This is a genomic window from Streptomyces sp. NPDC001604, assembly GCF_042893475.1.
GTDB lineage: Bacteria > Actinomycetota > Actinomycetes > Streptomycetales > Streptomycetaceae > Streptomyces.
In genome coordinates, this window is record NZ_JBIAUY010000010.1 from 220066 (window position 1) to 244910 (window position 24845).

General features: G+C 71.8%; 22 protein-coding genes and 1 pseudogene. 13 read left to right on the forward strand and 10 right to left on the reverse strand.

Annotated features, from left to right (window positions below; translation table 11 throughout):
- The first annotated feature begins 229 nt into the window (after positions 1–229).
- From ACFY1E_RS26895 to ACFY1E_RS26920, 6 genes are all read left to right on the forward strand, one after another.
- Positions 230–2764 carry a SpoIIE family protein phosphatase gene (locus tag ACFY1E_RS26895; RefSeq protein WP_389080091.1) on the forward strand — a complete coding sequence of 845 codons (2535 nt, stop codon included), beginning with the start codon at positions 230–232 and terminating at the stop codon, positions 2762–2764.
- A gap of 103 nt (positions 2765–2867) precedes the next feature.
- Complete coding sequence (locus ACFY1E_RS26900) at positions 2868–5672, forward strand: SpoIIE family protein phosphatase (RefSeq protein WP_389080092.1); 2805 nt, start codon at positions 2868–2870, stop codon at positions 5670–5672.
- 150 nt (positions 5673–5822) lie between these two features.
- Positions 5823–6671 carry a chitosanase gene (locus ACFY1E_RS26905; RefSeq protein WP_389080094.1) on the forward strand — a complete coding sequence of 283 codons (849 nt, stop codon included), beginning with the start codon at positions 5823–5825 and terminating at the stop codon, positions 6669–6671.
- 473 nt (positions 6672–7144) lie between these two features.
- Positions 7145–8509: an FAD-dependent oxidoreductase gene (locus ACFY1E_RS26910; RefSeq protein WP_389080095.1), complete on the forward strand. Its 1365-nt coding sequence runs from the start codon at positions 7145–7147 to the stop codon at positions 8507–8509.
- A 145-nt stretch (positions 8510–8654) separates the two neighbouring features.
- A complete protein-coding gene (locus ACFY1E_RS26915) occupies positions 8655–9833 on the forward strand; it encodes an FAD-dependent oxidoreductase (RefSeq protein ID WP_389080096.1) in 1179 nt (392 codons plus the stop codon).
- Between the two features lie 72 nt (positions 9834–9905).
- Positions 9906–10871 carry a DUF1152 domain-containing protein gene (locus tag ACFY1E_RS26920; protein ID WP_389080097.1) on the forward strand — a complete coding sequence of 322 codons (966 nt, stop codon included), beginning with the start codon at positions 9906–9908 and terminating at the stop codon, positions 10869–10871.
- 26 nt (positions 10872–10897) lie between these two features.
- Here ACFY1E_RS26920 and ACFY1E_RS26925 read toward each other — a convergent pair whose 3' ends face one another.
- Together ACFY1E_RS26925 and ACFY1E_RS26930 are read right to left on the reverse strand one after the other, a co-directional pair.
- Positions 10898–11911, reverse strand: a complete 1014-nt coding sequence (locus ACFY1E_RS26925; protein WP_389080098.1) for a hypothetical protein — start codon at positions 11909–11911, stop codon at positions 10898–10900.
- Positions 11908–12276 carry a PadR family transcriptional regulator gene (locus tag ACFY1E_RS26930; RefSeq protein WP_389080193.1) on the reverse strand — a complete coding sequence of 123 codons (369 nt, stop codon included), beginning with the start codon at positions 12274–12276 and terminating at the stop codon, positions 11908–11910. Before ACFY1E_RS26930 ends, ACFY1E_RS26925 begins: the two co-directional genes overlap by 4 nt.
- Positions 12277–12580: 304 nt before the next feature.
- Here ACFY1E_RS26930 and ACFY1E_RS26935 point away from each other — a divergent pair, with 304 nt between their 5' ends.
- On the forward strand, positions 12581–13732 hold the full coding sequence (locus ACFY1E_RS26935) for a hypothetical protein (RefSeq protein WP_389080100.1): 1152 nt from the start codon (positions 12581–12583) through the stop codon (positions 13730–13732).
- Between the two features lie 118 nt (positions 13733–13850).
- Here the strand turns inward: ACFY1E_RS26935 and ACFY1E_RS26940 are convergent, their stop codons facing one another.
- Positions 13851–14888 carry a hypothetical protein gene (locus ACFY1E_RS26940; RefSeq protein WP_389080101.1) on the reverse strand — a complete coding sequence of 346 codons (1038 nt, stop codon included), beginning with the start codon at positions 14886–14888 and terminating at the stop codon, positions 13851–13853.
- A 239-nt stretch (positions 14889–15127) separates the two neighbouring features.
- Here ACFY1E_RS26940 and ACFY1E_RS26945 point away from each other — a divergent pair, with 239 nt between their 5' ends.
- From ACFY1E_RS26945 to tgmB, 3 genes are all read left to right on the forward strand, one after another.
- Positions 15128–15418, forward strand: coding sequence for a YkvA family protein (locus ACFY1E_RS26945; RefSeq protein WP_389080102.1), 291 nt, complete (start codon positions 15128–15130; stop codon positions 15416–15418).
- A 132-nt stretch (positions 15419–15550) separates the two neighbouring features.
- Positions 15551–15742 (forward strand): putative ATP-grasp-modified RiPP, encoded by a 192-nt coding sequence (tgmA, locus tag ACFY1E_RS26950; RefSeq protein WP_099933570.1) that lies wholly within the window; start codon positions 15551–15553, stop codon positions 15740–15742.
- 17 nt (positions 15743–15759) lie between these two features.
- Positions 15760–16752, forward strand: a complete 993-nt coding sequence (gene tgmB / locus ACFY1E_RS26955) for an ATP-grasp ribosomal peptide maturase (protein ID WP_389080104.1) — start codon at positions 15760–15762, stop codon at positions 16750–16752.
- Between the two features lie 9 nt (positions 16753–16761).
- Here tgmB and ACFY1E_RS26960 read toward each other — a convergent pair whose 3' ends face one another.
- Both ACFY1E_RS26960 and ACFY1E_RS26965 read right to left on the reverse strand, forming a co-directional pair.
- Complete coding sequence (locus ACFY1E_RS26960) at positions 16762–16980, reverse strand: hypothetical protein (RefSeq protein WP_115911561.1); 219 nt, start codon at positions 16978–16980, stop codon at positions 16762–16764.
- Positions 16981–17133: 153 nt separating this feature from the next.
- A complete protein-coding gene (locus ACFY1E_RS26965; protein ID WP_389080105.1) occupies positions 17134–17373 on the reverse strand; it encodes a DUF5133 domain-containing protein in 240 nt (79 codons plus the stop codon).
- A gap of 169 nt (positions 17374–17542) precedes the next feature.
- Here ACFY1E_RS26965 and ACFY1E_RS26970 point away from each other — a divergent pair, with 169 nt between their 5' ends.
- Positions 17543–17878, forward strand: coding sequence for a hypothetical protein (locus ACFY1E_RS26970; protein WP_351482556.1), 336 nt, complete (start codon positions 17543–17545; stop codon positions 17876–17878).
- 29 nt (positions 17879–17907) lie between these two features.
- Here the strand turns inward: ACFY1E_RS26970 and ACFY1E_RS26975 are convergent.
- Positions 17908–18120: pseudogene (locus ACFY1E_RS26975) on the reverse strand (ABC transporter ATP-binding protein); the annotation flags it as partial.
- A gap of 76 nt (positions 18121–18196) precedes the next feature.
- A complete protein-coding gene (locus ACFY1E_RS26980; protein WP_389080107.1) occupies positions 18197–19054 on the reverse strand; it encodes an aldo/keto reductase in 858 nt (285 codons plus the stop codon).
- Between the two features lie 259 nt (positions 19055–19313).
- On the opposite strand from ACFY1E_RS26980, the gene ACFY1E_RS26985 reads away from it, so the two are divergent.
- A complete protein-coding gene (locus ACFY1E_RS26985) occupies positions 19314–20207 on the forward strand; it encodes a Gfo/Idh/MocA family protein (RefSeq protein WP_389080108.1) in 894 nt (297 codons plus the stop codon).
- A gap of 130 nt (positions 20208–20337) precedes the next feature.
- Here ACFY1E_RS26985 and ACFY1E_RS26990 read toward each other — a convergent pair whose 3' ends face one another.
- Positions 20338–20982 (reverse strand): AAA family ATPase, encoded by a 645-nt coding sequence (locus tag ACFY1E_RS26990; protein WP_389080110.1) that lies wholly within the window; start codon positions 20980–20982, stop codon positions 20338–20340.
- Positions 20975–21304, reverse strand: coding sequence for a hypothetical protein (locus ACFY1E_RS26995; protein WP_389080195.1), 330 nt, complete (start codon positions 21302–21304; stop codon positions 20975–20977). Before ACFY1E_RS26995 ends, ACFY1E_RS26990 begins: the two co-directional genes overlap by 8 nt.
- A gap of 198 nt (positions 21305–21502) precedes the next feature.
- Here ACFY1E_RS26995 and ACFY1E_RS27000 point away from each other — a divergent pair, with 198 nt between their 5' ends.
- The gene (locus ACFY1E_RS27000) at positions 21503–22525 is read left to right on the forward strand and encodes a PP2C family protein-serine/threonine phosphatase (protein WP_389080196.1); all 1023 of its coding nucleotides are present in this window, start codon (positions 21503–21505) and stop codon (positions 22523–22525) included.
- On the opposite strand, the gene ACFY1E_RS27005 is transcribed toward ACFY1E_RS27000, so the two are convergent.
- Positions 22497–24758 carry an MMPL family transporter gene (locus ACFY1E_RS27005; RefSeq protein ID WP_389080111.1) on the reverse strand — a complete coding sequence of 754 codons (2262 nt, stop codon included), beginning with the start codon at positions 24756–24758 and terminating at the stop codon, positions 22497–22499. The genes ACFY1E_RS27000 and ACFY1E_RS27005 overlap by 29 nt on opposite strands.
- Positions 24759–24845 lie beyond the last annotated feature (87 nt).

A 24845-nucleotide genomic window follows, 5' to 3' on the forward strand; every position in this document is an offset into this window, starting at 1 on the left:
CACATCAGGTCAGTGCGGGGTCCGTGACCACGTAGGCCGATGTGGGGCCGATGCGTATGCGCACCACACTGCCGTGTTCGCGCAGCGATGCCCGATGCACCGGATCGGAGATCTTCACGTCACATCCCGGTATGTACGGGGTTTCTTTCCGCCCAGGTGCGCCATACGCCTGTAGTGGCGCATTCTTGCTGTGTCGCCCGCTGGACGGCGTACGGACGAGGTAGGGCCGATGACTCGCGCGGAGTACGCACACCGGACGCCCGGGCAGCTGGCCGCGCTGCTGATCGACGCCTCGACAGAGGCGATCGGCGCGGCCGGCGGGCACTCGGGCGGGGTCTACCTGCGTTCCGGCACGCCCGGGCTGCTGCGGCTGGCGGTGCTCACGGGGCTGCCCGGCCCGCTGTTCCGGCCCTGGTGGCGGCTGCATGTGGACCGTCCGTTCCCGGTGGCCGACGCCTACCGGCTGGGTGTGCAGGTGGTCCTGCCGAACGCCGCGGAGACGATGCGCCGCTATCCGCAGTTCGCGGCCGGGCTGCCGTTCCAGTTCGGGTCGATGCACGTACCGATCGGCTGCGGGTCGACGACCTTCGGTGTGCTGACCGTGCTGCGGCCCTCCACCACGGACGCCACCGAGCTGCTCCACCACCGCGACCGCATGGTGCGGCTGGCCGAGGACCTGGGCACGGCCCTGCGGCGACTGGAGGACGGAGGCAGGTCGTCGGTGGCCTGGGACGGGGAGCCCGTGTGCGTACGAACCCCCGGCGCGCGCCCCCCTGCGGGGCGTGCCGGGGGTTTCGCCTGGGATCCGGTGACGGACGTCGTGACCGTGGACGAGCGCCTGCCCGCCCTGCTAGGGGTGCCGATCGACGCCTTCGCGACGTCCGTGGAGGCGCTCGCGGACGCCGTGGCCCCGGCCGAGACACAGCGGGTCCTGGCCGCTCTGCGGGAGACGGCCGCGGGCAGACCTCCGCCGCTGCCGCTGTATGTGCGGGCCGAGGACGGCGCACTGCGCCTGGTGGAGCTGTGGAGCCCGTACGCCGCCCCAGCCCCGCCCGGCACTCCGTCCGGCGCGCATCCGGTCCGTGGTTTCATCGTCGATCCCGGTCCCGGTGCGGCGGCCGACGCCGCCGCCGATCTGCTGCCCGACGGGGTGCTGTGCCTGGACCGGCTGGGGCTGGTCCTCTACGCCAATCCGCGCGCCGGCCAGCTGCTGCACTGCTCCAGGACGCAGCTGCTCAGCCGTCCCCTGTGGGAGGGCGTGCCGTGGCTGAACCAGCCCGCCGTCGAGGACCATCTGCGCAGCGCGCTGCTGTCCCCGGAACCGGTGCGCTTCCATGTCGCGCGGCCCGCCACGGACGGCGCGCAGGAGGAGGACCCGTCGTACGAGGGTGCCTGGCTCGAAGTCTGTGTCTATCCCGGCCCGTCCGTGCTGACCTGCACGTTCCGCCCGGCGCACCGGGTGGCGGACGCGGCCGCCGACCTCACGCGTGACCCGGCCGCCACCACCTCGCCCGGGGTCCCGTCGATGGCTCCGCTGTATCGCCCCATCGTGCTGGCCATCGCGCTGACGGAGGCCGTCACCGCACGGCAGGTGGCAGCCGTGGTCATGCGGGAACTGCTGCCCGCGTTCGGCGGCCGACGCCTCGCCATCTATCTGCTGCAGGACCGGCACCTGTATCTGGCCTGGGAGAACGGCTTCCCCAAAGGGTTCCTCAGCCCCTTCGAAGGCGTGGGCCTGGACGCCCATCTGCCCGGGGTCGAGACGCTGACCAGCGGGCGGCCGATCTTCTTCGACTCGATGGAGCAGCTGGCCGCCGCCTATCCGGGCATCCCGCTGGACGCGGACGAGGGGGCCCGCGCCTTCCTGCCGCTGATCGCCTCCGGGCGGCCGGTGGGCTCCTGCATCCTGGGCTTCGACGGTTCGCGCAGCTTCAGCACCGAGGAGCGCACCGCACTCACCGCGCTGGCCGGGCTGATCGCCCACGCCATGGAGAAGGCCAAGCGCTACGAGAGCGAGGCGGCGCTCGCCCGCGGACTGCAGCAGGCCCTGCTCCCCCGCCGGCTCTCGGCCCATCCGCAGGTGGAGACCACCGGCCGCTATCTCCCCGGCACGCAGGGCATGGAGGTGGGCGGCGACTGGTACGACGTCGTGGAGGCGGGGGACGGTCTGGCGCTGGTCATCGGCGATGTGCAGGGGCACGGCGTGCAGGCGGCGGCCACCATGGGCCAACTGCGCAGTGCGGTACGGGCGTTCGCGCTCGGTGACCGGCCGCCCGACGAGGTGATGAGCGGCACGAATCATCTGCTGATCGACCTCGACCCCGGACAGTTCGCGAGCTGCTGCTACATCCGGCTGGACCCGGCCTCGGGCCTGGCGCGGGCGGCCCGTGCGGGGCATCCGCCACCGCTGCTGCGTCACCCGGACGGCCACACCGAGGTGCTGGACCTGCCCGGCGGGGTCGTGCTCGGCGTGGATCCGCACGCCCAGTACCCCGTCGCCGAGCTGCGCATCGAGCCCGGCGCCGTCCTCGCGCTGTACACGGACGGGCTGGTGGAGCGTCCCGGTGTCGACATCGACGAGGGCATCACCGCTCTGCGGGTGGCCCTGGCGAAGGTCGGCGCGCCTGCCGTCCGCCCCGGCCGCCGTCCGCTGGCCGGGATCGCCGACCGCCTCACCGCGACGGCCCGGCACTCCGCGGACCGTCCCGACGACATCGCGCTGCTTCTGGCCACGCGCCGTACGGTGCACGGGAACCAGCAGTGAAACATCCACCGCCCGTGACATCGGCACGCAGACAGAGGGCGATCTCCGTCACCCACTGTGACGCCTCTCGCCTCACGCGGCCCGGCAGTGTAGACATAAGCACATGGTCCGACTTCCGGACCGCTCCGGGACCCGGTCGCACCGCCGTCCCGGCGGTCCCCGTGCCCGCCGCGCGACCGATCGCGCCCACGCGGTGTACGGGCGGCACTCGACGCGGACGACGGGCAGTGCGCCCGGCCGTAGTACAGGGCACCCGGGCGAGTCGGAACCGGGCCGCATCACGGCGCTGCGCTCCGCGCTGACCAAGCGCAGCATCGCCCGGCAGGTGTTCGTCCTGCAGGTGGTGATCGTGCTGCTGCTGGTGGTCGCCGCGGTGGTGGCGCTGTATCTGCAGGTGCGGCACGACAGCACCCAGGAGGCCCGCAACCGGTCGGTCGCCGTCGCCCAGGCGTTCGCCAATGCGCCGGGCACCCGTGAGGCGCTCGACAGCCCGCACCCCACGGCGATCCTGCAGCCGCGGGCGGAGGCCGCCCGCAAGGCGACCGGCGTCGACTTCATCGTCGTCATGAACACCGACGGCATTCGCTACACGCACCCCAAACCGAACCGCATCGGCAAGAAGTTCGTGGGGACGATCGAGCCCGCACTGGCCGGCGGGACGGTGGTCGAGGAGATCAACGGGACGATCGGGCGGCTGGTGCAGGCGGTCGTGCCGATCAAGGATCCCGACGGCAAGGTGGTGGGCCTGGTGTCGGCGGGCATCACGACCGCGACCGTCGGCGGCACCGCCGACCGGCAGCTGCCCCTCGTCCTGTTCGCCGCGGCCGGGGGACTCGCCCTGGCCACCGGGGGCACCGCGCTGGTGAGCAGACGGCTGCTGCGCCAGACGCACGGCCTGGGCCCGCACGAGATGACCCGCATGTACGAGCACCACGACGCGGTGCTGCACGCCGTGCGCGAGGGCGTGCTCATCGTCAGCGGCGAGGGCCGGCTGCTGCTCGCCAACGACGAGGCGCACCGACTGCTCGACCTGCCCGCGGACGCCGAGGGCCGGCACGCCCTCGACCTCGGCCTCGCCCCGGAAACGGCCGAGCTGCTGGCCTCCGGGCGCGTCGCCACCGATGAGGTGCACCTGGTCAAGGACCGGCTCCTCGCGGTCAACCAGCGACCCACGGACGTCCAGGGCGGGCCGCCGGGCAGTGTCGCCACACTGCGCGACTCGACCGAACTGCGCGCCCTGTCCGGCCGCGCGGAGACGGCACGGGAACGCCTCAACATGCTGTACGACGCGGGGGTGGGCATCGGCACCAGCCTGGACGTCGCCCGTACCGCGGAGGAGCTGGCGGAGCTCGCCGTGCCGCGGTTCGCCGATTTCGCCACGGTCGACCTGTTCGACGCGGTGCTGGGCGGGGGCCAGCCGGAGGCGGTGGCCTCCTTGCGCCGTACCGCGTCGAGCGGGATCCGTGAGGACGCCCCGCTGTACAAGGTGGGCCGGCAGATCAAGTTCGTCGACTCCTCCCCGCACGCCCGCAGCCTGCACTCCGGGCAGGCCGTGCTGGAGCCGGACCTCGGTGCGGCGCCGGGCTGGCACGCGCAGGATCTGGAGCGCACCGCGCAGGTCGTCGAGTACGGGATCCACTCGCTGATCACCGTGCCGCTGCGCGCGGGCTCGCTGGTGCTCGGGGTGGTCAGCTTCTGGCGCTCGGAGAAGCCCGAGCCCTTCGACGCGGACGAACTGGCCCTCGCGGAGGAGCTGGTGGCCCGCGCCGCGGTCTCCATCGACAACGCCCGCCGCTACACGCGTGAGCACAGCATGGCCGTGACGCTGCAGCGCAGCCTGCTGCCCCGCCGCCTGCCCGAGCAGAGTGCCCTGGACATCGCCTACCGATATCTGCCGGCGCAGGCCGGAGTCGGCGGGGACTGGTTCGACGTACTGCCGCTGTCGGGTGCCCGGGTCGCCCTCGTGGTCGGCGACGTCGTCGGGCACGGGCTGCATGCCGCGGCGACCATGGGGCGGCTGCGCACGGCGGTCCACAACTTCTCCGCCCTGGACCTGCCACCCGACGAACTCCTCGCGCTGCTCGACGAGTTGGTCGGCCGCATCGACCAGGACGAGACGGCGGACGGCGGCAACGCCCCGGTCACCGGCGCCACCTGTCTGTACGCGATCTACGACCCGGTGTCGCGCACATGCACCATCGCCCGGGCGGGCCATCCGCCGCCGGCCCTCATCCGGCCCGACGGCGAAGTGGAGTTCCCCGACGTGCCCGCCGGTCCCCCGCTCGGCCTCGGCGGGCTGCCGTTCGAGACGGCCGATCTCGTGCTGGAGGAGGGCAGCCGTCTCGTGCTCTACACGGACGGGCTGGTCGAGGACCGGGAGCGGGACATCGACGAGGGGCTCGCGCTCCTGCGGGGCGCACTGCAGCGCGCGGGAGAGTCGCCGGAGGACACCTGCCGGGTGGTGCTCGAATCACAGCTGCCGGCCCGGCCCAGCGACGACGTCGCCCTGATCGTGGCCCGTACCCGCGGACTCGACGCCGACCGGATCGCCGAGTGGCAGGTGCGCAACGACCCGGCGGCCGTCGGGGAGGTGCGGGCCTCCGTCAGCCGCAGGCTCACCGAGTGGGGGCTCGACGAGCTGACGTTCACCACCGAGCTGATCCTGAGCGAGCTGGGCACCAACGCGATCCGTTACGGCGCCGACCCCATCCATGTGCGCGTGCTGTTCGACCGCACCCTGATCTGCGAGGTCTTCGACAGCAGCAACACATCGCCGCACCTTCGGTATGCGGCGATGACGGACGAGGGGGGCCGCGGGCTGTTCCTGGTGGCCCAGCTCGCCGATCGCTGGGGCACCCGGTACACACCCGAGGGCAAGGTCATCTGGGCGGAACAGCCACTGCCCTGACTCACCCCCTTTTGGTCCGTACCTGGTTCGTACGTCCCTACGAACTTCTCCCGCGACGGGTGTGCGTCACGCCGCTGCTCTGATAGGAAACCTTCCTATCAGTGTCGGATACGGCCAACTCCCCACCCCCCACCACCCTTTGGAGCCCCCGTGACGCACCCCTCCAGCGACCCTGCACGTCCAGCCCGCATCGCACGCCGCAGCGTCCTCGTGGCGGCCGGCGCGTCCCTGGCAGCAGCGCCCTTCCTGCGGCCCTCCCACGCCTCGGCCACCCCGTCCGCGGCGGGCTGCGTGGGCCTCGACGACCCGGCGAAGAAGGAGATCGCCATGAAGCTGGTGTCGAGCGCGGAGAACTCCTCGCTCGACTGGAAGGCGCAGTACAAGTACATCGAGGACATCGGCGACGGCCGCGGCTACACCGCCGGGATCATCGGCTTCTGCTCCGGCACCGGCGACATGCTCGACCTCGTCCAGCTCTACACCGACCGCAAGCCCGGCAACGTCCTTGCCAAATACCTCCCGGCGCTGCGCGCGGTCAACGGCTCCGACTCGCACGAGGGCCTGGACCCGAACTTCCCCCGCGACTGGCGCAGGGCGGCCCAGGACACCGCGTTCCAGCAGGCGCAGAACGATGAGCGTGACCGCGTGTACTTCAACCCGGCCGTCCGGCAGGGCAAGGCGGACCGGATCGGGACGCTGGGGCAGTTCGCGTACTACGACGCCATCGTCATGCACGGCGACGGCGACGACCCCACCAGCTTCCGCAACATACGCAAGCGCGCCCTGAACAAGGCCAAGCCGCCCGCGCAGGGCGGCGACGAGGTGGCCTACCTGAACGCCTTCCTCGACGCCCGGGTCTGGGCCATGAAGCAGGAGGAGGCCCACAGCGACACCAGCCGGGTGGACACCGAGCAGCGGGTCTTCCTGCGCAACGGCAACCTGTGTCTCGACACCCCGCTCAACTGGAAGGTGTACGGGGACAGTTACCACATCGGCTGACCGGTGCGCCTCGCTGCCGTACCGCCCCCGGCGCGGTACGGCAGCCCGGCGGCGCCAGGACACCGGCCGATGCGGTCCACGACTGCCACCGCCGGTGAAGGACGTCTTCGGGTACGAGACCGCACTGCCGCAGCGGCCTCCAGGAGCCTCGAAGAGCCTGTCCGGGTCCGTCGTTCTGGATCTTGCCGTACTCCTGCCGTCCTTCACGTAGATCCGGGTGATGTAGGTCATCCCGGAGATCTCGGCGCGGGACCGGTCCGCGGCCCGATACAGGAGTCGGTGGTCTCGGTGCCGAGGCGTCTGGCCGCGTACCGGTGGATGTCGTCGGCGTAGCAGTTGAAGAGCACCGCGAACGCACCGGCTCATAAAATTGATTTATGAGCTCATAGAGCGGACCCGCGTACCGACTTAGGCTTGCCTTAGCTTAGGCTTCCCGTTCGAGTCGCCTGTCATCGCTCGAAGGGAACCTGATCATGCCGCGCCCCCTGCGGGTAGCCATCGTCGGAGCCGGCCCCGCCGGGATCTACGCCGCCGACGCCCTGCTCAAGTCCGAGGCGGCCGCCGACCCCGGCGTCTCCATCGACCTCTTCGAGCGGATGCCCGCCCCGTTCGGCCTGATCCGCTACGGCGTCGCCCCCGACCACCCCCGCATCAAGGGCATCATCACGGCCCTGCACCAGGTGCTCGACAAGCCCCAGATACGCCTCTTCGGCAACGTCGACTACCCGACCGACATCAGCCTGGACGACCTGCGCGCCTTCTACGACGCCGTGATCTTCTCCACGGGTGCGACGGCCGACCGGGCCCTGCCGATCCCCGGCGTCGACCTCGACGGCTCGTACGGCGCCGCCGACTTCGTGTCCTGGTACGACGGCCACCCGGACGTGCCGCGCACCTGGCCGCTGGAGGCGGAGAAGGTCGCCGTGCTCGGCGTCGGGAACGTCGCGCTCGACGTGGCCCGCATCCTCGCCAAGACGGCGGACGAGCTACTGCCGACGGAGATACCGCCGAACGTCTACGACGGCCTGAAGGCCAACAAGGCGCTGGAGGTCCACGTCTTCGGCCGGCGCGGCCCGGCGCAGGCGAAGTTCTCCCCCATGGAGCTGCGGGAGCTGGACCACTCCCCCAACATCGAGGTCATCGTCGACCCCGAGGACATCGACTACGACGCGGGCTCGATCGAGACCCGGCGCGGGAACAAGCAGGCCGACATGGTCGCCAAGACCCTGGAGAACTGGGCGATCCGCGATGTCGGCGACCGTCCGCACAAGCTGTTCCTGCACTTCTTCGAGTCGCCCACCGAGATCCTCGGCGAGGACGGCAAGGTCGTGGGCCTGCGCACCGAGCGCACCGCCCTGGACGGCACCGGCAACGTCAAGGGCACCGGCGAGTTCAAGGACTGGGACGTCACCGCCGTCTACCGTGCGGTCGGCTACCTGTCGGACAAGCTGCCCAAGCTGCCCTGGGACCTGGACTCCGGCACCGTCCCGGACGAGGGCGGACGGGTCGTCCAGGAGTCCGGCGAGCACCTGCAGTCGACGTATGTGACCGGCTGGATCCGGCGCGGTCCGGTGGGCCTGATCGGGCACACCAAGGGCGACGCCAACGAGACGGTGGCCAACCTGCTGGACGACCACGCGAACGGCCATCTGCAGACGCCGGGTTCACCCGAGCCCGAGGCCGTGGACGCGTTCCTCGCCGAGCGTCGCGTCCGCTTCACCACCTGGGAGGGCTGGTACAAGCTGGACGCCGCGGAGAAGGCGCTGGGCGAGCCGCAGGGCCGTGAGCGCGTGAAGATCGTCGAGCGTGAGGACATGCTCGGAGCGAGCGGCGCCTGACGCTGACGTTCGCCGGTCGTGCCGCGCCCCGCAGGAGCGTGGCACGACCGGCGTCGGCTTCGCACGGAACCCCTGACGTCGCCCATGCGTTCCCCCCTGTGTGCGTACGACCGCGGGGGCCGTGCGGAGACGAGCGGGGTGGGGCGTGGCACGCGTACTGATCATCGGCGGCGGAACAGCCGGCACGGCGGCGGCTCTGGCCCTGCGCAAGGCGGGCTTCGAGGTCACCGTGTACGAGGCGCATCCCGGCTCGGCCGAGGGCCTGGGTGCGTTCCTCACCCTCGCGAGCAACGGAATGCGCGCCCTCGCACAGCTCGACGCCTCTGCCGTGGTCACAGCGCTCGGCTTTCCGCTGACCTCGATGCAGGTACTGGACGACTCGGGCGCCGAGCTGGCACAAGCACCCCTCGGTGAAGCCGCCGACCCTCTCCTGCAGTACCGCTGTCTGCGCCGCGGCGACCTCACTGCGGCCCTGCAGGCGGAGGCGGCACGCCGCGGCATCGTCATCCGGCACGGCGCCCGCCTCGCCTCCGTCCACAACGGCGCCGACGGCGTCACCGCACACTTCACCGACGGCAGCACCGCGACCGGCGACCTGCTGATCGGCGCCGACGGCCTGAACTCCACGGTCCGCCGGCAGGTCACCCCGGAAACCCAGCCGTGCTACGCCGGCCAGCGGGTCTTCTACGGCTACACCGGCGCCGCGGACCGGTCGGGGCCGCAGGCGCGCATCACCATGGTGCGCGGCAGCACGGCCGCCTTCGGCTACGCCGTCTCGCCCGACGGGGAGACCTACTGGTTCGCGCGCGTGAGCGGCGAGCCGCTGGACGCCGACGAGATCGCGGAGGGTTCGCCCGCCGACTGGCGTGCACAGCTCGTTCCGCTGCTGCGCAAGGACGCCACTCCCGCCGCGGACATCGTCGCAGCCGCCGGTGACGAGGTCATGGTCACCAACGCCACCGAGATACCCGCCGGCACACCCTGGCGCTCCGGCCGGCTCGTGCTCATCGGCGACGCGGCCCACGCGGCCTCCCCGGCGACCGGTCAGGGCGCGTCCATGGCGCTGGAGGACGCGGTGATCCTCGCGAAGTGCCTGCGCGACGCACCGGACACCGACACGGCGCTCAGCCTGTACGAGGACCTGCGCCGTCCGCGCGTCGAACACAACATCACCGTGAGCGGGAACATCTCCCGGGGCACGCACTCCCCGTCTCCGGCCGGGCCCCGGAGTTCGCCTCCTGCACGGCCCGGGGAGGACGGACTGATACGCCTGCTGGAGTGGGAGTCCGACATCCTGGAAGAACAGTCGGCCGGGAACCCTTGAGCGTGCCGGGAACCGACCCGCAGCCGGAAAAGGCATCGCCCTGACACCCCCTCAGCCTGTTACCGTCCCCCGGTGTTCTCCCTCACCGAGCCCCCTTTCTTCACCCGTCTGCGCGACGCCCGGCGGGTCCTCGTCGCCGGGGCGGGCGGCGGCTTCGACGTGTACGCCGGCCTGCCACTGGCCCTCGCGCTGCGCTCGGCGGGCAACGAGGTCCATCTGGCCAACCTGTCCTTCGCGGACCTGTACGGGCTGGACATGGACGTGTGGCTGGAGGCGGACGTCGCGGCGATCGGGCCCGGCACCGCGGCGCGTGGTGACTACTTCCCGGAGCGCACGCTCGCCGGGTGGCTGGAAGAGCAGGGCCTGCCGGCCACGGTGTACGCGTTCCCGCAGACCGGTGTGCAACCGTTGCGCGCCGCGTACCGCGCACTCGTCGACCGTCTCGGCGGTGTGGACGCCCTGGTGCTGGTGGACGGCGGGACCGACATCCTCATGCGGGGTGACGAGCACGGCCTGGGCACACCGGAGGAGGACATGGCGAGCCTGGCCGCCGTGAACGGGCTGGACGAGATACCCCAGCGGCTCGTCGCCTGCCTGGGGTTCGGGGTGGACGCCCATCACGGCGTCAACCACTCCCTGGTGCTGGAGAACCTGGCCGCGCTGGACCGGGACGGCGCCTACCTGGGCACGTTCTCGCTGCCGCGCGAGAGCAGGGAGGGCGCCCTCTACCTCGACGCGGTCGCCCATGCCCAGCGCAGCACGCCCGAGTACCCGAGCATCGTCAACGGCTCCGTGGCGGCAGCCGTACGCGGTGACTTCGGCGACGTCCCCTTCACTCGGCGCACGAAGGACAGCGAACTGTTCATCAACCCGCTGATGTCCCTGTACTTCTGCGTGGACGCCCCCGGCCTCGCCCGCCGGAACCTCTACCTGGACCGGCTGGAGAACACCGCGCTGATGCGCCAGATCAGCTCCGTCATCGAGGACTTCCGCGCCGGGCCGGCGCGCCAGCGGCCCCCGCGCGCCTACCCGCACTGAGCGCGGACGGCCGCAAGCGCTGAAGGTCAAGGGCGTTCAGTGCGCCCGGCGAGGTCCCGCCCGGCCACCACCGTCAGCGCCAGGGTCAGCAGCGTGAGCGCGGCCGTCTGGCCCAGTGCGGCGCCCACGAAGGCGGCGGGGACGGGAAGGCCCAGCCATGGATACAGCGTGGCGATCCGCACCGCCAGGAGCAGCAGGCCCAGCGCGGCCAGGGCCAGGGCGCCGCAGGCAGGGCGCGTGTCCGTGCGGCGACGGCGCAGCAGCAGCCAGCCGAGCGCCCCGAGGACGAAGCAGGTGGCCGGCGCCCAGACGGCGTCGGGCAGGGCGGGCAGCAGGACCTCGGACGCACCCGTCACCACACTGCAGGCCGCGAGGACGAGGCCGGGTGTGCCGACGGGCAGCACGGCCGCGGGGGCGTCCCGGTGATGGGCCGCGCACAGGGCGAGCGCCGGCAGCCAGGCGAAGAGCGCGCCGGCGGTGGCGAACCAGGGGTCCCACGGCTCCAGTTCGCTCACCAGCGGACCGGCGAACGGCCACAGCGTGGGCAGCGCGGCGAGCAGCACCGACGTCCGGGCGAGGCGCCGGCGGTCGTGCAGGAGCGCGAAGCATCCGACGGTCCACAGCAGCGGCAGCGTCCACCGGGCGGCCTCGACGACAGTGATGAGCGGACCGCGCCCGGTGAACCCCGTCAGGAACATGTCCCACTCGCGTGCACCGTGCGTGGTCGCCCAGGTCAGCTCAAGGGCCCGGTCGACGACCGCGGCGGCGGCCTGCAGCAGCACGGCGAACAGGGCGAAGTTGCGGACGGCCGACCCGAGCAGGGCGTACGGCCGGGGCGCCCCGGTGGCGGCGAGCCTGCTGCGCACGGCGAGGGCGGCGATGCTCGCCACCTCACCCGGGGTGGGCCTGCTCTGGTCCTGCAGCTCCTGGTCGACGTCCCACAGGAAGACCTCGACCATCTCCTCCTCCCGGTCCCGCCGGTAGTAGGCGGGCAGCAGGCGCAGCACCGTGCGGTAGCGCGTCTCGAGCAGCGTCGTCATGCCACACCACCTGCGAGTCCGGGGCCTGCGGACGGTTTCGCGACCGCGCCCGGGGTCCTGCGACCCTCGGCGATGCGTGACTTGGCGGCCCTGGCGTCGGCCGCCATGCGCTCCGCCTCCGCGTCGAGCGCCTGCAATCCCTCGTCGGTCAGGCGGTAGTAGCGCCGCAGCCGGCCCTCGTGCACCTCCTCGCGGTCCAGGACGATCAGCCCGTCCGCGGTGAGCCGGTCCAGGACGCCGTACAGGGTGCCGACGCGCAACTGCACGGCACCGTCGGAGACTTCCTCGACCTCCCGCAGAATCCCGTAGCCGTGCCGGGGTTGGTCGGCCAGGGCGGTGAGGACGAAGAACGCCGCCTGAGTCATGCTCCTCGATGCCATGCCGCCATGATATCTCGGCTTCCGATATATAACGCAAGGCCGAGGCATACGGCGTGGCGGTACACGAACAGGACCCGCCCCTAAGCGGATGGTGGGCGGGCCCTGTTCGCGGGCGCCATTGTGGCGGGCCCGGTGCGCCGGGGATACGGGTGAACCGGGTGTCCTGGAGTGCGCTCCTCGCACCCCGAGTGCACCGCGCGCCTCCCGTGCGGGCACCCCCCGGGGGCACCCCGCCGAGGCGCGGCGACGATACTGGTCGATACACGTGCCCCCGCCCTCAGATGGACTCATGCGTACTTCGCCCTCCGTCCGACCGACCCCGTCCCCCACCCTGTGGCTGGCCCGCGGCAGCCATACCGGGCCCGATGCCGAAGACGTCGTACGCCGGACGCTGCACCGGCTCAAGGACGAGGGGACCATCGACGACCATCTGGAGGTGGCCGTCACCGAGACCTCCGCGAGCACGTCCGACTGCGTCTTCGAGGCGCGGTGGACGGTGGCCGAGTCGGTGACCGTACGGGCCCGGCTGACCCTGACGCGCGATGACGAACCCGGCGTGACATGGGTGCTGGCGGCGGAGGCGGAACGCCCCTGGGAGCAGGGGTGGCCCTCCCCCGCCACCATGTTCTGGCCCGCGGAACCGGATGCACCCTGGGACCACCAGCCCGGCACGGGACTGCGCCTGCGGGAGGCCAACCGCCTGCCCGCGGACGACAAGGACATCCGGCGCCTGCTCCGCAACTCCGTGCGCGGAGGCTGGCACATCAACCTCGTCGTGCACGAGGCGATGACACCCGACGAGCGCGGCCGGCTGCCGCTCGGCCCGCTGCTGCCGCCGAGCCTGCGCCATCGAGTGCTGGAGCACCGTGCCGCACCGGACCAGCTGCGCATCGTCAACCGGGTCCTGCGCGAGTTCGGGGTGCAGGTCCCGCGCGGCGGTGCCGTCCTGCTGCCCACCACGCCGGCCCCGGAAGGCTTCGACGCGGACGACTTCTCCGTACGCACCGTCTTCCTCGACGGCTCACGGCCCGCGCAACTCGTCGACGCCCTGACCCGTTTCGCCGCGCTGCCGCTTCCGCTGCCGGACGGCGCCGAGGAGGCCGTCACCGCCCTGCGGGACGACTGGCAGCTGAGGACGCTCGAGGAGGAACTCGCCCACGCACGGGGGCTCGTGGCCATGTACGCCGAGGCGCTCGAGGCCATGACCAAGTCCCGGGACCTGTACCGCGAGGCCGCCGAGCGCGCGCACGAGGCACTGGCCGTCTACCGCGAGAACGGCGACGGGCTGCCGGCCCGGCCGCAGCCGACCGCTCCGCCCCAGGGCTCGCCCTTCCAGCAGCTGACCCGGCGGCTGGAGCGGCTCAAGGACACCGCCAAGGCGCTGCGTCCCACGTCCGCCCCGGACAGTGCAGTCGAGCGTTCGGACTCCTCCGGCCGCTGAGCACCTGGGCACAGGGCCCGCCCGCGCGGGGCCTGTCCAACGACATCGAAGCGCCCGCGGTCCGGAGAACCGCGGGCGCGGGGCCACGACGCCGTGCAGGCGTCGGCGACGCGGCGCATCAGTCGAGACGCCGTGCCGTGGCCAGAGGACGGGCAGGAGCACCCCCCAGAGCGGGAGGGCGCGCTGCTGCGCGCAGGACCAGGGCCGTCACTGCCGTCAGCGCCGCGATCACGGCGACCAGGCCGGCGAGCCAGCCCGGGGCGAGCGTGAGGTCGAGCGCCCGGAAAAGCGACCGCGAGCGGAACCCGCGGTACAGCTCGGCGCCGGCGAGCAGCGCCGGCAGCACGGCCGCGACCACGAGCACGGCCCGGACGGGACGCAGGGTCACCAGTACGGCCAGCAGGGCGTACAGGATCGACACTGCGATGCCGGAGGCGTACACGTCGACGGACGTGCCCGACTTGTACATCGGGAACCAGAGCAGCGCGCACAGGAAGAGTGCGGCTGCGACGAGCAGGCCCGCCCACGGCGGGCGCTCGGCGGCGCGGCGCGGCGCGCCTACGGGCTGCCTCGGCATGGTCTCGCCACCGTAGGAAGGCAGGACCGTCGGGAACGGCGGAAGACCGCTGCCGGTGCCTTCCGGGCGCCAGTCCGCCTCGCCGGCCTGCGGAAGCGACGGTTCCGCCTTCGGCGGGGCGGGGTGGGCACCGCGTTCCGTGCTCAGCCGGCCGATGAGTTCCACGAGGTCCTCCACGGACCTCGCCGCGGCGACCGCCTTTGCAGCCTCCTGTCCGAAGCGGCGCTCCGTCGACGGCAGGTGCAGCAGCGCCATCAGCCGGGTCACCTCCTCCACCGGACGGTTCTCGGCCGCCGCACGGATCACCTCGTCCGCACTGGAAGGGTCGCGGGGTGGTTGGGTCAGCAGGGTGACCAGACGGGTGACGTCCTCCACGGAGCGGTCCGTGCCGACCGCGCGCAGTGCGTCGACGGTGGCTTTCGCATACTCCGGGGACTGCTCCAGCATGGTGATCAGGTTGGCGACTTCCTCCAGTGGCCGGTCCGCGATGGCGGCATGCACCAGGGCGCTGGCCGGGTCGTCGTGCGCGCCGACTATGGAGGGGTCGTAGGGACGGGGTGATGAAGAGCGGATGCTCATGACTCTCCTCCATGGAATAGACGGAACGGTTCACCTGCTCTCGCATCTCCCGGCGCGTTTTCACGACGTTGCGATGCAGTGCCATTACTAAGCGCCGCTTCCGGCCCGTGCCAGTCGGGATGGGCCACAGGTGTGAGGCCCCGCCGCGCTTCTGACGGGGTGACGGAGGACGTACGAACGCCGGAAAGGGGAATCCGAGACAAGGGCGCGCCGTTCGGCACGCCGAATGGAGGAGGACCGTGAAATGGACCACAACGGTGATCGTGGTCGCCGTTGCCCTCGCGGCGCTCGCCCTCGCCGTGGCCGTCGCCCTGCTGGTGCGGCTGGTGCGGACACGGCGCGACCTGATGCGTGCCGGGCTTCCGACCGGCCGGCGCTGGGTCTTCTGGGGTGCTGTCCTGTACTTCCTGCTGCCGACCGACCTGCTGCCCGACCCTGTCTACCTGGACGACATCGGCGTCCTTCTCCTCGCTCTGCGCAGCCTGCGCGGCCCCCTGGACGGGCCGAATCGTCACGAATCCTCCCTGTGACTACGCAGAGTAAGGAAACCAATCACTCGTTCGATTCGTATAAGTGACTGGAAGGGCAATGCAGTCGGCGGACCGGGTGGCGCCGCGGGGAGCGGACCGCCGGGTCGGTGCTGCACTGACGAGGGAGACACGATGCAACCGTTCGCGCTCAACTACGCACGTCCGGCGGTGGAGTTGGAAGCCACGACTCCGTACGTCTACGACTCCGGGCTGCAGTTGAACGTGCTCATGGACGGCCGGGTCGCCGCCGGTGACCTCGCGCTGCTCAGGGAGTTGGGGACCACCACGTCCACCGCGGGTTCCAAGACGCACTTCGACGACTGAACGCGGAACCGCCCACTATGACCGTGCTGATCCTGACCTGTGAAGAGGACGTGACCGCCGACATGGTGGTCGTGCACCTGAACGCGTCCGGGGTCCCGGTGGTCCGCCTGGACCCCGCCGACCTGCCCGGCGGTGTCGCCTTGTCCGGTGAGTACGTGCACGGCCGCTTCCGCGGCCACCTCCAGTCCGCGGGCCGCCTGGTGAGCATCGCCGGGCTGCGGTCGGTCTGGGTGCGCAGGCCCGGGGAGGCGGCCGCGCGGGCGGCCCAGCCCTCCGCCTGGCTGACCGAGGAGTCCGCCCAGGCGCTGTACGGCATGCTGCGGGGCTCGGACGCCCGCTGGATGAACCATCCCGACGCGGCTCGCAGGGCGCGGCACAAGCCGTGGCAGCTGCGGCTCGCCCAACACTGCGGACTGCCTGTGCCGGCCACGTTGATCACGACGTTTCCGCAGGCGGCCCGGGAGTTCGCCGACCGGTATCCGGACCTGGTGGTCAAGCCGGTCTCCGGGGCGCATCCGCAGGATCCGCCCCGGGCGGTGCCGACCAGCAGGGTGGCGCCGGACACGGACTTCTCCGCCGTGGCGTTCGGGCCGACGCTGCTGCAGCGGCGGGTGGGCAAGCGGGCCGACATCCGGCTGACCGTGGTGGGCGAGCGGCTGCTGGCGGCCCGCAAGGCCACTGCCGACGGTACGGATCCGGACGATCCCGGTGCGGTGGACGTACGCTTCGCCTCGGCCGACATCCCGTGGCGTGCGACCGACGTCCCGCCGCGCATCGCCGACGCCGTCCGCTCTTATCTGCATGAGGCCGAACTGGCCTACGGAGCCTTCGACTTCGCCGAGGACGCCGACGGGACCTGGTGGTTCCTGGAGTGCAATCAGTCGGGACAGTTCGGCTTCGTCGAGGTGGAGACGGGTCTGCCGATCGCCCGGACCATAGCGGAGTGGCTGGCCCATCCCGGGCCGGAGCCGCAGACACGCGTCAACGGCTCAAGCACCACGGTGTGTTGAGGGCGGCGGTCAGTGGGGCAGCGAGCCGGGCAGCAGCGCGGTCCGCTGCCAACCGGCCCCCGGGGAGGAGTGACGCTCGGGGGCGGCGGGTACGGAGCCGAAGGACTGCAGCGGCCGCATGGCGTACTCCAGTTCCCGGCTCACGCGCTCGGCCTCCCGGCGAGCCTGAGTGGGGACGTCGCCGCGCTCGGCGACGAGTCGGTCGTAGATCGGGGAATCCTGGAACACCGACGCGCCTTTCGTGTGGTGGCCCATGCGCATGGGCACGGCTGTCGAGTGTATGCGCCCCGGGATACCGGGGTGTGAATTCTCCAGGAGCACTTGACGCCGACACGGCGGTTGTGGCTGTCCGGATGTACGTCATCCGAAGCTGTCGTCGCGTCAGACGGCCAGCGACAGGCCGCCGTCCCCGCCTGCGGCCCCTCGCGAGGCGATGAGCAGGGCGTCCGCCTTCGCGATCGCGTCCTCGACGCTCGCGGCTCCCATGGTGGCGCACAGGGCGCGGCTGACGTCGGCCAACTCCTGTGCGACCTGCGGCTTCTCACGCTCCGCCTGCGCGATGCGCAGCGACGCGTATCTGGTGAGCAACGTTCTGACGACCTTCGGGTCCGCAACGAGCACGAAGTGCCCCTCTCTTTGGTTGCGCCTCGTCTTCCCGGTCAGGCCCGGACCAATCGCATCTTCCGCGCCCCGGGCCTCAATTGACGCAAAACCGCTGTGCGACCCGATTCCCAGCGCGCTGCGAGGCGTTGAACAGAGGGTAACCCCCTCAGCACGAACGGTGAAGCTCATGAACCGCTCCGGCCGCCTCCTCTGCACCCTCTACCTCACCACCAGCGCCGAACTCGCCTGGACCACGGTCCTCGAATTCCTCCACGGTCCCCGGTGGGCCGCATGTCTGTTCGCCGCGGCGAGCCTGGTCCCGGTCATCGCCGTCGTCCGCGAGACCCTGATCCGCGACCTGCGCAGGGCCGCGGTCGTGGCACGCCACCCCGCGCGCACGGCCACCGACGAGATCGTGCGCGGTGAGCTGGACGCCGCGTGCTGCGAACGGTGGTGGACGAGCCTCGGCATCCACCACGACTCGACCTGCCCGCACGGCATGCGCCGCAGCAGCGCCGCCTGAGGAGACGGCCGCGGGGCGCGCACGGCGGCTCAGGCGACCTGTCCGCCGTGGAGCTGCGTGTGGGCGCCGCTGCCGCGCAGGAGTTCCTCGTACGTCCCCGTCTGCAGGAGGCGGCCGTCGCCCATCAGCACGATCCGGTCGGCGCCCAGCACCTGGTCGCGGTACAGGGCGATCGCGAGGCGCTGTCGCCGACCACCTGACAGCCGGGCGCCGCGCTCGCCGATCCCGATGTCCAAACCCCGGGCAGCAGAACACGCCGACCGCCGCAATCAGGTGGCGGCGGTCGGCGCGGAACAGGTACCCGAGGTGCGGACCGGGTCAGACGGCGTCGAGCTGCGCGAGTTCCTCGGCGTCGAGGGTGAGTTCGGTCGCGGCGACGGAGTCGAGGATGGTCTCCGGGCGGCTGGAGCCGGGGATGGGCACCACCACCGGCGACTTGGCGAGCATCCAGGCCAGGCACACGCGCTGCGGGCTGACCCCGCGGGCCTCGGCGATCCGCGCGAACGGCGCGTAGGCGGAGCCCAGTTCACGGGCCCGGGAGATGCCGCCGAGCGGGCTCCAGGGCAGGAAGGCGATGCCGAGTTCGTCGCACAGTTCGAGTTCCGGCTCGCTGGAGCGGAAGGCCGGGGAGAACTGGTTCTGCACGGAGACCAGCCGGCCGCCGAGGATGTCGTTCGCCTGCCTGATCTGGTCGGGGTCGGCGTTGGAGATGCCCGCCAGCCGGATCTTGCCCTCGTCCAGCAGGTCGCGGATCGCACCGACGGACTCGGCGTACGGCACCCTCGGGTCGGGGCGGTGGAACTGGTAGAGCCCGATGGCCTCCACGCCGAGCCGGCGCAGGGACGCCTCGCAGGCCTCCTTGAGGTGGCGGGGGCTGCCGTCGAGGGTCCAGCTGCCGTCACCGGGGCGCAGATGGCCGCCCTTGGTGGCGACCAGGACGTCCCGGCCGCGGTCGTGGGAGGAGAGGGCCTTGGCGATCAGGGTCTCGTTGTGGCCGACCTCGTGGGCGTCCCGGTGGTAGGCGTCCGCGGTGTCGATCAGGGTCACGCCGGCGTCGAGGGCGGCGTGGATCGTGGCGAGGGAGCGGGCCTCGTCCGGCCGTCCCTCGATCGACATGGGCATCCCGCCCAGGCCGATCGCACTGACTTCGACGTCACCGATGCGGCGGGTCTGCATGTGCTCGTGCCCTCTTCCGGTTGTCGCGCTGTACCGAATGACGTTCGGCCCACCGCACATGGGGTGCGGGAAGCCGCAACGCATTCCAGCCTGACCCGCCCACGGGCCACAGGTCCAATAGAGGAAAGAGAACGCATTCAGCAGCCGCACCACTGAATCGCCGCCTCCGCACCATCTGCTTGCGCAGTCGGCCGGTCGGTGTGCGACGCTCGCTGGCGACCAGTCGCCGCAACGGGCGACCCAGCGGAGAGGCGGCGCCATGCGGATAGGACTTCTCGGTACCGGCCCCTGGGCGGAGATGGCGCACGCCCCCGCCCTGCACGAGCACGCGGAACTGGAGTTCGTCGGGGTGTGGGGCCGCCGTACGGAGGCCGCCAAGCAGCTCGCCGACCGGTTCGGCACGCGCGCCTACGACGACGTCGACGCTCTGTTCGCCGACGTGGACGCGGTCGCGGTCGCCCTGCCGCCGTCCGTGCAGGCGGAGCTCGCGGTGCGGGCGGCTCGTGCGGGGTGCCATCTGCTGCTGGACAAGCCGCTCGCCACCACGGTCGCGCAGGGGCAGGCCGTGGTCGACGCCGTCCAGGAGGCCGGCGTCGCCTCGGTCGTCTTCTTCACCAGCCGCTTCCTGCCCGAGACCGAGGCGTGGATCACCGAACAGACAGGGGTGGGGGGCTGGTTCACGGCACACGCTCTGTGGCTGGGGGCACTGTTCGGCGGTGACAGCGACAGCCCGTTCGCCAACTCGCCGTGGCGGCGGGAGAAGGGCGCGCTGTGGGACGTGGGCCCGCATGCCCTGTCCGTGCTGCTGCCGATCCTCGGTGACGCCCGGCGTGTGGTGGCCGCGGCACCCGGTCCCGGCGACACGGTCCATCTGGTCCTCGACCATGCCGGCGGCGCCTCGAGCACCCTCACGCTCAGCCTGTCGGCCCCGTCCGCGGCGGCGGGCGCCACCGCCGAACTCCGGGGCACGGCAGGGGTGTCGGTGCTCCCGCAGAGCGCCGAGGGGGCCGTCGCCGCGCTCGGACACGCCGCAGACGCACTCCTCGCCGCCGCCCGCACCGGGCGCCCGCACGCATGCGACGCCGAGTTCGGCCGGCGGGTCACCGAGGTCCTGGTCGAGGCCCAGGCCCTGCTGGACGCCGCCACTGGCTGACGCGGCTTCACGGCCCTCCGCCGCGGCCTGTGCGGCCACGGCGAGGACCGAGTCGATCAGCGCCGGGACGGTCCGCCCGGCTCCGGCATCGACGCGAGGCCGAGGCCTGTCGGAAAGTGCCGAGGTGGCGTCACGGTCTGCCCGGTGCGGTCTGCTTCGCCACGGTGGCGAGGACCGAGTCGACCAGCGTAGGAACGGTCCGACCGGATCCGGCGTCGATGCGGTCGAGGCTCAGTTCGTCGAGGGCCTCCACCATGAGGTTCTGATAGCGCTCCGTGCGGGCGAGGAAGCGGTCCATCAGTGCCCGCTCCTCGTCCGTCGCCGTCTCGTAACGGCCGCCCGCGTGCACCCGGGCGCGCAGCACCGCTTCGTCGGCCGTCAGCCACACCGCGCCCGTGTGCGGTACGTCCAGTCCGGCGACGCGGACGGGCCACAGCGCCGAGCCCTCCAGGACAAGGCCCGCGCCGGCCCCGTTCTGGGCCGCATGGGTCGCGATCAGTGTGCGGATGCGGGGCCACAGCCGCTCGTAGTGGGCGAGGACGGACGTGATCAGTTCGTCCACCGTCAGCGAGGCATAGTGCTCGGCGACATGCGCGGGCACCTCCCGCTCCGGGGTTCTCCAGGGCCGCCCGGGGTGACGGGCCAGCAGGTCCGTCGACCGGTACTCGAACCCGAGACGCTCCGCCACCGCCCGTGCGACCGTCGACTTGCCCACGTTCGACGTGCCCCCGATCAGCACCACCCGCACGCCGGGCGCCTCCGCGCCGCTACGCATGCTCGAACGGTTCGTCGTTCCAGCGGAACCAGGCCCGGTCGCCCTCGATGTGCAGCAGGAACTCGGGAACGGGTCCGTCCGGCGACGACAGGGACACCCGTCTGGTGATCTCGTCGTAGGCCGCTTCCCACTCCTGCCAGTGCTCCTCGTCGTCCTGGTCCATCAGAGCGAGTTCCCGGGCGAACAGATCCCGGACCGATTCGAAGGCCGGCCCGGCGGTGAAACGGCCGGACAGCCATGGAAAGTCGGCGTCGTCGATCAGGATCTCGCCGACCGGTGCCTCGCCGCTGCGCACCCGCCAGACCTCGCCCAGGAACCCCATGCCGCCTCCCCCTTGCCAGCCGCCGATCACGCCATTGATCAGCATGCCACCCGGCACTGACAACGGGCCCGGCGTGCGGGCCGCGTCCCGCCGTAGGAGCGTGGAGCTGTGGGAAAGGTGCACCTCCTGTCAGCGCGCCGGCAGGACCACGACCGGCGGGGCTGGCTGCGGGGCGCGCCACCGCCCCGGCTGGTGCGGATGCTCCCGCTCGCCCTGATCGCGGGCGTCTGCGCGGCCACCCTGGCCAGCCACGAACCCCTCGACATCGGTTTCCTGCTGGGCGCCATCCCACCGCTCGCCGTGCTCTCGTACGGGCCGCTGGCGACCGCGCTCCTCGGCGGTGCCGTCGTCGCCGTGCTCAACATCCCGGCCTTCCGGCTCAACCACCCGGGCAACACGGACCTGTTGACCATCTCCTTCGTCGCCGTGCTGAGCGTGTTCGTGTCCTATGTGCGCAGCCGCCGCGACGCCCAGCTGGATCTGGAGCGCACCATCGCGGAGGCCGCGCAGCGCGCCGTCGTCCCCCCGCTGCCCGAGCGGGTCGGCCCGGTCCGCTGCGTGGGCCTGTACCGGGCCGCTCAGCGCGGCACGCTGGTGGGCGGGGACTTCTTCGACGTACGCGAGGGACCGCACGGGGTGCGGGCGGTGATGGGCGACGTCCAGGGGCACGGGCTGGCGGCGGTCTCCACGGTCGCCTCCCTGCTGGGGGCCTTCCGGGAGGCGGTGCTGGACCAGCCGGACCTGGAGTCGGTCGCCGCCCGGCTCGACCGCAGGCTGGAGCTGGACTCGGCGTCGTCCCGGTACGCCGAGCTGTTCGCGACCGCCGTACTGCTGGAGTTCTCGCCCGACGGCCGGTCGGTGCGGATGGTGTCCTGCGGGCATCCGGCGCCCCTGCTGCTGCGCGGCCGGCAGGCCACCGAGATCGAGCTCGCCGCGTGGACGCCGCTCGGTCTCGGGCTGTCCGACGACGGTCCGCACGCCGGTCTCACGTTGCGGCTGGAGCCCGGCCACAGCCTGTTCCTGGCCTCGGACGGCGTGAGCGAGGCCCGCGACCCCTCCGGCACCTTCTACCCGCTGACCGACCGGCTGTCCGCGCTGGCCGACGACGATCCGGCCGTACTCGCGGACCGGGTGTGGGCGGATCTCGTGCGGTACTGCCCGGGCGTCGACGACGACGTGACGATGCTCGTCCTCACGCCCGCGTCACCGGACGGCGGCTGACGTCGGACGCGGAGCCTGCCGTCTGGTCGCCCTCGGCGTCGATGTGCGGCATGATCCGGTCCAGCCAGCGGGGCGTCCACCAGGCGTGCGGCCCCAGCAGCGTCATCACGGCCGGAACCATCAGCAGCCGTACGACGGTCGCGTCGATCAGCACGCTCACCGCGAGCCCCAGACCGAGCATCTTGACCACGATGTTGTCGCTGACGATGAAGGCCGCGAAGACGCTCACCATGATCAGGGCGGCGCAGGTGATGACCCGGGCGGTGATCTCCAGCGCGTGGGCGACCGAGGCCTTGGCGTCGCCGGTGCGCAGCCAGGCCTCGTGGACGCGGGAGAGCAGGAAGATCTCGTAGTCCATGCTCAGACCGAAGATGATCGCGAACATCATCATCGGCACATAGCTCTCGATGGGCACCTTGCCGTGCACGCCGAGCGCGGGCCCGCCCCAGCCCCACTGGAAGACGGCCACCACCACGCCGTACGAGGCACCGATCGACAGCACGTTGAGGACGGCCGCCTTGACCGCGACGAGCAGGCCACGGAAGACCGCCAGGATGATCAGGAACGCGAGGCCGACCACGACGCCGATGATCAGGGGCAGCCGGCCGGCGACGATGTCACGGAAGTCGACCTGGGCCGCCGTCGTTCCGGTGACGTACCCCTTGGCGGAGGTGCCGGAGACCGCGTCCGGGAGGGTGGTGTGGACCAGCCGGTTGGTCAGGTCCGTGGTGGTGGCGCTCTGCGGGGACTGCTTCGAGTAGACCGTGCCGACCAGGACGTCCCCGTCCTTGGTGGGGGTCAGGGGGGTGACGGTGGAGGCGCCCGCCACCGCGTTCAGGGTCTTCTGTGCCTGGGAGGACAGGGCCGAACGCTGCGAGGACGGAACGGACGTCTGGTCGATGACGACGGTGAGCGGGCCGTTGGAGCCGGGGCCGAACGCGTTCGTCATCAGGTCGTAGGCGCGGCGGTCGGTGAAGGAGGTGGGGTCGGCGCCGTCTCCGATGTGGCCGAGCTGGATGGAGAACAGCGGGATGGCGAGGACGACGACGGTCGTGATGCCCGCCGCCAGGAACTGCCAGGGTCTGCGCTCCACACGTTGGGCGTAGCGGTGCCATGTGCCGGTCGGCTCGGCTCCGGGCTCGGCGTCGGTCTCGGCGACGGGTCGCCGTACGTGGTAGCGGTCGATGCGTCTGCCGATCAGGCCGAGCATGGCCGGGAGCAGCGTCAGCGCCCCGATGACCGCCGAAACGACCGTGGTGGCGGCGGCCAGACCCAGTTTCCCGATGAAGCTCACCCCGGACGCGTACAGGCCCGCGAGCGCGATGATCACCGTGCAACCGGAGACGAGCACGGCCCGCCCGCTGGTGGCGGTGGCGTGCCCCGCGGCATGGACCGGCTGGGCTCCGTTCATGAGGTTCTGGCGGTGCCGGGTGATCTGGAACAGGGCGTAGTCGATGCCGACACCGAGGCCGATCATGGTCGCAAGGGTGGGCGAGACGGTCGCGAACGTGAACGCCGCCGCGAGCAGCCCGAGGATCGCGAGTCCGCCGACGGCGCTGACCAGTGCCGTGAACAGCGGGAGACCGGCGGCGATCACGCTGCCGAAGCCGATCAGCAGGACGACGATCGCGACGGCGAAGCCGATCAGTTCGCTCACTCGGTCGTCGGGGGCCGGCCGGCCCAGTTCGCCGAGCGGTCCGCCGTACTCGACCTGGGCGCCTGCCGAGCGCAGCGGCTGCACCGCCTTGTCCACGCCGCTCAGGTAGTTGTCGCCCAGGGTGGAGGGCTGGACGTCGAAGCGGACGGTGATGTAGGCGGTCTTTCCGTCGGAGGCGAGGGGGCCGACCTTGGAGGCCGGGGCGGACAGCGGGTTCTGGGCCGACAGGACGTGCGGCAGTTTCTGCACGTCGCCGATCGTGGTGGACATCTGCGAGCTCAGCGCGGTGAGGGACTTCTGTCCGTCGTGCAGGACGATCTGGCTGCTGTAGCCGCCCGCCGCGGGGTCGTGCTTCTTCAGGACGTCCAGGCCCTGCTGGGACTGCACGCCCGGCAGGGAGAAGTTGTCGGAGTACTCCCCGCCGAAGGAACGGTTGAGGGTCTGCAGCGCCACGAGCGCCACCAGCCAGGCCAGGATGACGATCACGAAGTGCCTGGCGCACCACTCCCCCAGCCGTCGCAGAGCCCCTCCGCTGACGGCCCCCGCGCCCCCCTTGTCGGTACGGGCAGGTGACACGCCTCTCATTAGACGCCCGTGCTGTCACTCCGGCATCTCGTGGCACTTGTGTGCGCTTCCGGATGCACGCAGCGCTCCCGCGATGAA